This is a genomic window from Sphingomonas sp. S-NIH.Pt15_0812 (assembly GCF_003951315.1).
Taxonomy (GTDB): domain Bacteria; phylum Pseudomonadota; class Alphaproteobacteria; order Sphingomonadales; family Sphingomonadaceae; genus Sphingomonas.
In genome coordinates this window covers 1-9,938 of sequence record NZ_QLJH01000058.1, presented here as the reverse complement: position 1 = coordinate 9,938, position 9,938 = coordinate 1, and the positions used below count along the sequence as shown (strand labels likewise).

Here is a 9,938-nt window from a genome sequence, read left to right as displayed (position 1 = left end):
TTCACGCCAGCCTCGTGCTCACGCAGCACGCCTATGATCTGATCCTCGGTAAAACGGCCTCGCCGCATCGCTCGTCTCCATCTGACGAGCTAACTTATCAATGGCATGTTTTCCGGGGAGCACGTCAAAACCGCTTCCTCATCCGACCAGGAATGCCGAAGATGTCTGTGAACAACGGCTCCAAGCGATCTATATCCAGCAAAATCTCATTGACATCGCATCCGATTAACGGACGTTTACTCATATCGCTGCGCCTCCAGGCACTATCTCAAACTTGACAGCGCTCTTCAACGATCGGCGGAGCAGTCAGGCCCGTGCCGCGCGATTCAATGCCTACGAAAGGCTTGCTAAAGCCTGACACTCGTTTCTGGTGAAGGGTGATAAGCAAGGATATTCCACCGAACCGTGCCGTTTAACCTGATCGGCTATCAACCCCTACGCGTGCCTCCCATTGATAAACATACGCTTGAGCCGCGACGATCGGGCGGGACGAAACTCTTTAAGGCTTAAGCCCGCTTGTACTTGTCACCTCTGGAATCCAACGGAAAACGACCGTCGTCGAGGCATGTGGCCCTATTGGGCAACACGCCGTGCCATTGGGGCATTGCCCTGATCAGTTGCAACCGAGCTCGCGGTGCGTCCTGCCGCATCGCGCACTGATCGATCGGCGCCAGCAGCGAGTAGCATGTCGACCTGACGGGTGCGGTTGAACAGCGATGCCATCATCAGCGCCGTCTGTCCGGCATTGTTACGGGCGTTGACATCGCATCCCGCTTTCAACAGGCGGGCGGCGATCGCATCCTCGCCCTTGAATGCGACACCCATCTGCGCGGTATTGCCCTGGTCGCGGTCGGGCCGGCACGCGTTTGCGCCTTGGGCGATCAACGCCTCGACGGTGGCGAGCTGCCCATTATACGCCGCCAGAATGATCGGCGTGAAACCGCGATCGTCATAGGCGTTGATGTCGGCCCCGGCCCGGACCAGCGGATCGATCATGTCGGTCCGACCGAGCCGCGCCGCCTCGAACAGCAGTTGCTGGCGCCGCTCGGGCGACGGCAGGGTTGCGGGAGCGGGTGGAGTGGCGGCCTGTGCTTGCGGGGGCGTCGGCATGGTCGTCGCGAGAAGCACGGCGAGAAGGCTGATCATCGATTTCCCTTTTTTCCGTTCGGGTCTGGGCAGAGCGCGGCATCCCCGCGCCCCACCCAGCCCTCATGTCAGCGCGCCGATTGCGCGGGATTGGCGGTGCGGTATTCGACGACCGCCCGCGTCACCTCGGCCATCGGGACGTTGACCGCGGTCGCCAGTCGGGTGCCGAAGTCACGATCCGCCTGGTAGAAATAGCTGACCATGATCGTCTTGGTCCGCGCGGACGTGACGACGTTGAGATCCCCCGCCAGGTTGGTGACGAGGTCAGCCCGGTCCTGCTCCTTCAGTGCACGATAGAAGGCGCCGGCCTGCGCGAAGTTGTTGGTCTTGGCGATCGGCTTGGCGTCGACCATCGCGTCAACTGAGTAGGGCGCAGCCCGGAAGCGTGCGGCGGTCGTCTTCGCGGCGGTGGCGGCCGGAAAATAGTTGACGTCCGACGTACGCTGCCCGTGGTCGAGCTGGCCATCCTGGTAGTTGTTGTTCACGCTCGCCAGCGGGCGGTTGACCGGCAACTGCATGACATTGGCGCCAATCCGGTAGCGCTGCGTGTCCGAATAGGAGAAGAGGCGCCCCTGGAGCATCCGATCCGGCGAAGCCTCGATACCCGGCACCATATTGGCCGGCGCGAACGCCGACTGCTCGGTATATTCGAAGAAATTGGTCGGCACCTTGTTCAGCGTCATCTCGCCGATCTTGCGGAACGGCACGCCGAGCCACTCCTTGGTGTCGTCGAAGGGATTATAGTCGAGCTTGGCGAAGTCCGAAGCCTTCATGGTCTGCACCATCAAGTCCCAGACGGGGTAATTGCCCTTGGCGATCTCGCCATAGAGGTCGTCGGTCAGGTAGTTCCACGTCGCGGTCGCGACCTGCGCGCCGTTGAGGTTGCGCACCCCCTGGTGGCTGATCCACCGGAATTTGGCGAACACCGTCTCGCCCTTGGCGTTGACCAGCTTGAACGCGTGGACGCCGTTGCCGTCCATCGTCCGATAGGATGCGGGCGTGCCCAAGTTTGAATAGACATGCGTCAGCATGTTGGTGGCTTCCGGCGTTGCCGAGAAGAAGTCGAAGAAGCGGTTGGGATCCTGCTTGTTCGTCACCGGCGACGGCTTGAGCGAGTGGATCATATCCGGAAACTGGATCGCATCGCGGATGAAGAAGATCGGCAGATTGTTGCCGACCAGGTCCCAATTGCCCTGATCGGTGTAGAATTTGGTCGCGAAGCCGCGCGGGTCCCGCAAGCCCTCCGGGCTGCCCGACGGATGGATCACCGTCGAGAAGCGGACGAACACGGGGGTCTGTTTGCCGGGTACGAACAACGACGCGCTGGTCAGGTCGGCAATGTCGGCGGTGGCGGTGAAGACACCATGGGCGCCGGTGCCGCGAGCGTGAACAACGCGCTCGGGCACCCGCTCGCGATCGAACCGGGCGAGCTTTTCGATCAGCGTCGTGTCCTCGAGCAGCACGGGGCCGAGGTCGCCCGCCGCCTTGGAGTTGCGGTTCTCGCCGATCGGAGCACCGTTGTCGCGGGTCATCTGCGGTGCGCCAGCGCTACCCGCATCGCCCTTGGCATCGACGGTGCCGGTGACGCCGGCCTGAGCGAGGACGGGCTTGCCCGTGTCGACGGGGGCAGCGGCCGTGGTCATGCGGGTTTCCGCCTGGGTTTCGGCAGGCGCCATCGTCTGCGCGCCAGCGGCATGGGTCACTGCGAGGACGGAAGCGGCGGCAAGCATCGCCGCCAACCTCTGGCGGTTCGTCGGATTAGTCATCTGGACCCCTTGTTACGGCCCACCGGACGGCGGCCTGATCGCATCGGACATGCGGGAGGGCTGCCGTTCGCAAGGAAACGGACCTTTACCAAACAACGGTTTCAAGTAACTGAAATCGATTGTGGCGATGACCGATCGCGACGCGGCGAGCCACCGGCCGTCCACCGTCCGCGTATGCGACACGCTCGCAATCCAGGCCTGGCCGCTCGGTGACCAGCGAACGTCACATCCCCGGCGCGCTACCGCTTCGTGAACAGCGCTTTGGGCAGCACGACGTGGACGCCCTTGTTGCGGTCGACCAGTTCGGTGATCTCGACATCGCCCGCGACGCTGATCAGCATATAGGCATCGTCCCGCGTCATCCCCTTCTCGGCGACCAGGAAGTCGATCATGTTGCGCAATGCCTTGCGCGTCGCGTGGCTGAGATCGTCGTCGAATCCCATCGCGATATAGGCCTTCGGTGTCTCGGCGCGCGGATAGGCGATCGCCACCTTCTTATGCAGCACGAATTCGAACGTGCCGGTCAGCGAGGTTTCGAGCGCGGTGATGTCGACCTCGCCATTCCCCTGCGCGGCATGGCCGTCGCCCGCCTGGAACAGCGCACCGGGGGCGTGCACGGGCAGGAACAGCGTCGTGCCCGCGACGAGCGCCTTGTCGTCCATATTGCCGCCGTTGATCGTCGGCGGCGCGCTGTCGTAGCGCCCGAACGATGGTGGCGGGGCAACGCCCATGCTGCCGAAGAACGGTGCCAGCGGCACCTCGACGCCCGGCGCGAACAGGCCGACCATCCGCTTGGCATCAAGGGGCACGATCTTCATGCGGGCATAGGGGAAATCGTCGGTCAGGAAGCCCGCACCATAGCGGAATGCGTTATAAGCATAGGGGATGGCCAGGTCGACCTTGCGGATGCGCACTTCCAGCATGTCGCCGGGCTCAGCGCCTTGGATCGCGATGGGCCCGGTCAGGATGTGACCGCCGGGTCCGCGTGCACTGGCGGGCACGCCGTCATAGACGGCGCGCAGCGCGGGCTCGATTGCGTCGGGCGCCACCCCCGCCTTCTCCAGCCCCGCCGGACTGTTCGTCAGCAGGGTGTGGATCACGACCGTGTCGCCCGACCGGATCGTCAACACCGGTTTGTCGGTCGCGTCGTAATGCCCCCAGGCGACCGTCTGCGGAGTCGCCTTCAGTTCGTAGGTCGCGGCCATGGCCGGAGTCGTCATGGCGGCCAGAGCGGTCAGGATCAGTCGGTGCATCATCATCCTCTCAATAGGCCAGCGCACAGCCATCGGCGCGCATCTCGCTCGCCGCGGCATAGACGCGGGTCGCGCCGTCCATGCGATGCTCGACGCATTCGTAGCGGCCGAAGCCGCCATCGGGCTCGCCCAGCGTCCAGCCGATCTCGGCCAACCGCTGCCGCGTCGCGGCAGGCACGCCGGTTTCCAGCCGCAGCAAGCCGCGTGGGCCGAGCCCTGCGGCGTCCTCCCCCATCGACTGGGACGATCCCTCATGGTGCCAGCGCGGCGCATCGCCCGCCGACTGGATTTCAAGGCCATAGTCGACGCGGTTGACGATGATCTGCGTCTGCCCCTGCGGCTGCATGTCACCACCCATCACGCCGAAACTCATCCAGGGATCGCCCCCGCGCGTGGCGAAGCCGGGAATGATCGTCTGGAACGGCCGCTTGCCCGGTGCATAGATATTGGGATGGCCGTCCCTTAGGCTGAACAACTGCCCGCGATCCTGGAACATGAAGCCCAGCCCGTCGGCTACCAGTCCCGACCCCATGCCACGGAAGTTCGACTGGATCATCGACACCATCATGCCGTCCTTGTCGGCACAGCTGAAATAGGTCGTGTCGCCGTGGCTCGGCGCCTGCCCCGGATAGACCGGATCGAGGATGCGGTCGGTCCGGATCAGCTTCGCCCGCTGCCGGGCATAGTCCTTCGAGATCAGCCATTCGACCGGCACCTTGCTGAAATGCGGGTCGGCATAGAAGCGCGCGCGGTCTTCATATGCGAGCCGCTTCGCCTCTGCCTGGAGGTGGATCGACAAGGGCGACTGAAAGCCTGCATCGCCCAGATCGAACGTTTCGAGGATGTTGAGCATCTGGAGCGTCGCGATGCCCTGCGTGTTCGCGCCCAGCGCATGCACGTCTACGCCCCGATACCCCGTCCGGTGCGGCTCGACCCATTCCGACCGGTGCGCTGCCATATCCTCGAACCGAAGCCAGCCGCCGATCCGCTTGAAATAGCGATCGATGACATGCGCAATCTCGCCGGCATAGAAGGCGTCCCGCCCGCCCTTCGCGATGGCACGATAGGTGCGCGCGAGATCGGGATTGCGGAACACCTGGCCCGTGGCCGGCCCCTTGCCGTCGGCGAGCCCGTAGGTCCGCAGCGCGTTGGCCGTCTCTTCGATGCCGTTGCCCGGCCGGCGGAACGCCGCCATGCTGCGCCGGATGTAATAAGCGATGATGTCGGGCACGGGCGCTCCCGCCTCGGCATGCATGATCGCCGGTTCGAACAGCTTTGCCCAGGGCAGCCGGCCATAGCGTCGGTGCATCGTCCACCACGCATCGACCGCCCCCGGCACCGACACGGACACGGCCCCCAGCGGCGGTAGCGCACCGCCTCGCGCCCGCGACCGCACCGTCTCCAGGCTGAGGCCCCTCGGCGACCCGCCCGATCCCGCCAGCCCGACGACCTGGCGCTGCTTCGGGTCCCAGATCATCGCATAGGCATCGCCACCGATGCCGCTGGAGGTGGGCTCCAGAAACCCGAGACAGGCATTGATCGCAATGGCGGCATCCACCGCCGATCCACCCTGGCGCAGGATGTCGATGCCGGCTTGGGTCGCCAGTGGATGGGCCGTGCCTGCCGCCCCATTGAGGCCGTACGCCGCTGTACGGGAAGCGAAGCTTGCCCCGACCGGCCGATCGCCCGCAGTAACGTCGGGTCGCAAGAACCGATCGGCATTGGTCTCCCAGCGTTTCAAAAGCGATGGCACCGCCGGCTGAGGCGCGCCGCCCTGCCCTGGACCTGATGCGCCCTGCCCGCCGGATACACGCGTACTCGCCTGCTGTGTCTCAGCAAAAATCGAACTGGGCAGAAGCGCCGCGCCCGGCACGGCGGCAAGAAAAGTTCGACGACGCATGATTTTACTCCCCCGGTGCTGATGCGCATCCTCACCAAGGTATCGATCAAGTACAAGGCGTATCGACATGTGTCGGGGACGCCGACCCGTAACGACGCATCGACACCAAGCGCCGCGCCTTTCTACCCGGTGAGGCGCTCGTCACCGTAATTCAGCGGAAAAGCAGGTCGGCGCTTTTCCGCTCCGTGATATTTGGTCCAGTTCCGCATGTGCAAACAGGGTGGTAATCAGGGGCGCAGCTCAGGAGTTTAGGCACATCGTCAACCGCATGACCCAGCCCCGTTCATTTGATATGGGGTAGGCCCGCTCCAAGCTGCCCGCAACGCTCCTCCCAGCGGCTACGACAGTCTAGACCACCGCGGTTTCCGCATCATCCTCACGCGCAGCGACCTGGGTGGCAAGACCCAGAAGCAGACGTTCGTGCGCGGGGATCGGTATACCAACAGCGGACATCCGTTCACGATGCGTAGCGCTCGCCGACATCGATCACCGTAAAGGCCTCACAGGAGAGCGCGTGGTGTTCGCAGTGACAGCCGTGCGGTAGGGCAGTGCCATGAAGCGCACGCTTGATCAGCTCCTCACCACCATCGACGTCGACCCGCACGCTTTCTCGGTGTGCCGCATCCAGACGGGGTGGCGGATGATCTTCCCCGCCTTTGATGCGGTGACGGTCCATTTCGTACTGCGTGGGTCCGGACATCTGCAGGTCGGTTCGTCACCACCGATCCCGTTCTCGCCTTCGAGCGTGCTGATCGTCCCTACCTCGGAGCAACACTGGGTCGGCGAGGTGGGCGATCACGCCCAAATCCGCGAAGCCGCTGATCGTTGCGCCCTGCTTGGGGACGGATTGATCGAATTCACCGCGGGCAGCGGCGCCGATGATACACTAATGCTGTGCGGAGCCTTGTCGGCGCCTTACCAGGGAGGCCTGGGCTTCTTCGACCTGCTGCGAGCACCGACTGCCGGCGACATGGCCACAGGCGTCATCCCTGCGAGCGTATTCGATGCGATGGTCAACGAGATCATCCACGCTAGGTTCGGCACTCAGGCGATGTGCCAAGCTTTGATGAAGCAGGGACTTATTGCACTGCTGCGCGATCGCCGGGAACGACAGACGGAGCTTTCCAAGGGAACAACGTTTCACCCCCGCCTCTCCAAAGCGCTCGCCGCTATCATCGACAATCCTGCAGCCCCTCACACGGTTGACAGTCTGGCGTCGCTCTCCGGCATGAGCCGTGCCTCGTTCTCGGACCACTTTTCCAAAACCTTCGGGCAAGGTCCGATCGATTTTGTGCAGAAGACTAGGCTTGGCATTGCGGCACGGCTGCTACGAGCGACCGACCTGCCGATCAAAGTGATCGCGCAGACCGCGGGATATGCCGGTCCAAGGCCGTTTTCGCGGGCCTTCCAGGCTGCATATGGCTGCAGACCTGCAGACTACCGAGCACGACCGGACGGCGTAAATACCAGGGGCTTAGCTCAATTCGTATCGCAATAGGTCTCCGATCGTCCAGATCGATACCATCAATCGTCCAGATCAGCTGCATGCGTGAGCCCGACCCGGTCGGGACAAGGTTTCTCATTGGATGTCACGCTCGCAGAAGGTCCAGCCCATGTCGAATGATCTCCACCGCTCGCCCGTCGCCTTCACGCCAAACGTCGAGGTGCGGGCCGACGATGAAGCGGAGACCATCAAGGGATTGAACGAGCAGCTGCGGTTGATCCAGGAGAAGACGGCCAAGGACTATGGCACTGCGGTGCGCGGCGTGCACGCCAAGGGTCACGCGATCGTCAAGGGCAAGCTTGAAGTGCTATCCGGAACCGCGCCCTCTCTGGCCCAAGGGCTGTTTGCGACGCCCGGCACCTACGACGCGCTGCTGCGCTTCTCGACGCTACCTGGCGACATCCTCGATGACAGCGTCAGTGTGCCGCGCGGACTCGCCGTCAAGCTATTCGGTGTCCCCGGCGACCGCCTGCCAGGTTCGGAGGCCGACACGACGCAGGACTTCATCCTGGTCAACGGTCCAGCGTTCGCAGCCCCTACCCCGAAGGCGTTCCTCGCTAACCTCAAGATGCTCGCCAAGACGACCGATACCGGCGAGGGGCTGAAGAAGGGCCTGTCGGCGGTGTTACAGACCGTCGACGCAGCGCTTGAGACAGTCGGCATCCAGAGCCCGACGATCCAGACCCTGGGCGGGGCACCCAACACCCAACCGCTTGGCGAGACCTACTATACCCAGGTGCCGCTGCGACACGGCAATTACATCGCCAAGATTTCGGTCGCGCCGCTGTCGCCCAATCTCACGGAGCTTACCGGCAGCAAGATCGACGCATCAGATCGCCCAGACGCGCTGCGCGAGGACATGGGTCAGGTGCTTATCGAGCAGAACAGTGTCTGGGAACTGCGCGTGCAGCTCTGCACCGATCTGGAAAAGATGCCAGTTGAGGACGCTTCGGTCGTCTGGGACGAGAAGGAGAGCCCTTACGTAGCTGTCGCCCGCCTCACTGTGCCTGCGCAGCTCGGCTGGCAACTCGGGCTCAGCGAGCACCAGGAGCAGGCGGTGTCGTTCAACCCATGGCACGGGCTTGCTGCTCATCAGCCGATTGGCGGCGTCAACCGTGCCCGCAAACCGACTTACGAGATGTCGACGCAGTTCCGTGGTCAGCACAATGGTTGCCCCATCCATGAGCTTAGCTCCCTTTCGGAGCTTCCGACGCAGGGCATGACGATCGAGTAAGACGTCGTTGATCCGGCTACGCTCCGATGCCGGGTTTCGTCCGATGCCGCTTCGTAAGGCATATCATTCTCCGGCGTCCGTCGGAGGACGGCTGGGTCCGCGAGGCGGCGGCACGCGTTGAGCTTATAACACCCAGAATACGGAGACGGCATGAACACGATCGAGCGGGGTACCGGACGCACGCTGCTCATGATCCACGGCCTTGGTGGCAGTTGGCGATCGTGGAGCACGGTGCTCGCACCACTCAGCGCCGCGCGAAAGGTCATTGCGATCGATCTTCCCGGCCACGGGGCCACCCCTGCAGAGCCTGACAGCGGAACGTTCGATGGCCTGGTCGGCAGCGTCGAGCGGTATATAGCAGGCGCTGGCTTGTCCGGCGTTGATGTCGTCGGCAGTTCGATGGGTGCGCGGATCGTGCTCGAGCTCGCGCGGCGAGGGCACGTCGGCAACGTAGTCGCGCTCGATCCTGGCGGCTTCTGGCGAGGCTGGGAGAGGACCCTCTTCCGCACAACGATAGGCGCCTCCGGTCGCTTGCTGCGAGCCATCCGGCCAGGCCTGCCGGCTCTGAGCCAAAACGCGGCGTCGCGCACAGCACTACTTGCTCAGCTCTCCGCCCGTCCCTGGGCGCTTAACGGCGACATCGTCGCCACTGAACTGGAGGGTCTGAGCAGAACGCCGACATTCGACGCGCTCGTTCATAGCCTTGCCACCGGACCTGAACAGATCGGCCCCGCGGCCCCCGGCACCGGTCGCGTTGTCATCGGGTGGGGCAGGCATGATCGGCTTTGCCTGCCTAGACAAGCGGCGCGAGCACAAGCAGCGTTTCCCGAGGCAGAGCTCTACTGGTTCAAAAACAGCGGCCACTTTCCGATGTGGGACATGCCGGAGGAGACAGTTGCAGTGATCCTCAATGCCCTCAGGTAGGGCTCAACCTACCAGCCTGTACGACTGACCCAAAATCGGCCGTTCGCTATCCCTCTCCGCCCGCCCAACTTCTGCCGTTTGTTCAGTTTGGGCTGACAATAGGTATGAGCCATCTAGCACCTGAGCCGACGGTGGGTGTCGGCGTTTGCGGAATGACCGTTTTCAGCCGAGTGAATGGTTTATGCCGACGAACGCGGCCGAGCGGCTTATC

The 9,938-nt window shown here is 63.6% G+C and carries 8 protein-coding genes; 4 read left to right on the top strand and 4 right to left on the bottom strand.

The features are described from left to right. The coding region (locus BRX43_RS20635) for a hypothetical protein (protein WP_206433299.1) at nucleotides 1–278 on the top strand (278 nt) is incomplete at its 5' end. Nucleotides 279–573: 295 nt separating this feature from the next. On the opposite strand, the gene BRX43_RS19200 is transcribed toward BRX43_RS20635, so the two are convergent. The 4 genes from BRX43_RS19200 to BRX43_RS19185 form a co-directional block, all read right to left on the bottom strand. Beyond that, entirely contained in the window at nucleotides 574–1,143 is a 570-nt protein-coding gene (locus BRX43_RS19200; protein ID WP_241215084.1) for an ankyrin repeat domain-containing protein, read from the bottom strand. A gap of 71 nt (nucleotides 1,144–1,214) precedes the next feature. Continuing rightward, complete coding sequence (locus tag BRX43_RS19195) at nucleotides 1,215–2,912, bottom strand: catalase (protein ID WP_125996671.1); 1,698 nt, start codon at nucleotides 2,910–2,912, stop codon at nucleotides 1,215–1,217. Nucleotides 2,913–3,151: 239 nt separating this feature from the next. Further along, nucleotides 3,152–4,165, bottom strand: coding sequence for an acetamidase/formamidase family protein (locus BRX43_RS19190; RefSeq protein ID WP_241215082.1), 1,014 nt, complete (start codon nucleotides 4,163–4,165; stop codon nucleotides 3,152–3,154). A gap of 10 nt (nucleotides 4,166–4,175) precedes the next feature. After that, nucleotides 4,176–6,065 carry a gamma-glutamyltransferase family protein gene (locus BRX43_RS19185; protein ID WP_125996670.1) on the bottom strand — a complete coding sequence of 630 codons (1,890 nt, stop codon included), beginning with the start codon at nucleotides 6,063–6,065 and terminating at the stop codon, nucleotides 4,176–4,178. Between the two features lie 553 nt (nucleotides 6,066–6,618). Here BRX43_RS19185 and BRX43_RS19180 point away from each other — a divergent pair. From BRX43_RS19180 to BRX43_RS19170, 3 genes are all read left to right on the top strand, one after another. After that, nucleotides 6,619–7,563, top strand: a complete 945-nt coding sequence (locus BRX43_RS19180) for an AraC family transcriptional regulator (RefSeq protein ID WP_125996669.1) — start codon at nucleotides 6,619–6,621, stop codon at nucleotides 7,561–7,563. Between the two features lie 115 nt (nucleotides 7,564–7,678). Next, entirely contained in the window at nucleotides 7,679–8,803 is a 1,125-nt protein-coding gene (locus BRX43_RS19175) for a catalase family protein (protein ID WP_125996668.1), read from the top strand. A 150-nt stretch (nucleotides 8,804–8,953) separates the two neighbouring features. Beyond that, entirely contained in the window at nucleotides 8,954–9,727 is a 774-nt protein-coding gene (locus tag BRX43_RS19170; protein ID WP_125996667.1) for an alpha/beta fold hydrolase, read from the top strand. The last annotated feature ends 211 nt before the right edge of the window (nucleotides 9,728–9,938 follow it).

Coding starts and splice junctions, on each gene's coding strand:
- BRX43_RS19195 (WP_125996671.1), bottom strand. CDS start 2,912: ATGACTAATCCGACGAACCGCCAGAGGTTGGCGGCGATGCTTGCCGCC.
- BRX43_RS19190 (WP_241215082.1), bottom strand. CDS start 4,165: ATGCACCGACTGATCCTGACCGCTCTGGCCGCCATGACGACTCCGGCC.
- BRX43_RS19185 (WP_125996670.1), bottom strand. CDS start 6,065: ATGCGTCGTCGAACTTTTCTTGCCGCCGTGCCGGGCGCGGCGCTTCTG.
- BRX43_RS19180 (WP_125996669.1), top strand. CDS start 6,619: ATGAAGCGCACGCTTGATCAGCTCCTCACCACCATCGACGTCGACCCG.
- BRX43_RS19175 (WP_125996668.1), top strand. CDS start 7,679: ATGTCGAATGATCTCCACCGCTCGCCCGTCGCCTTCACGCCAAACGTC.
- BRX43_RS19170 (WP_125996667.1), top strand. CDS start 8,954: ATGAACACGATCGAGCGGGGTACCGGACGCACGCTGCTCATGATCCAC.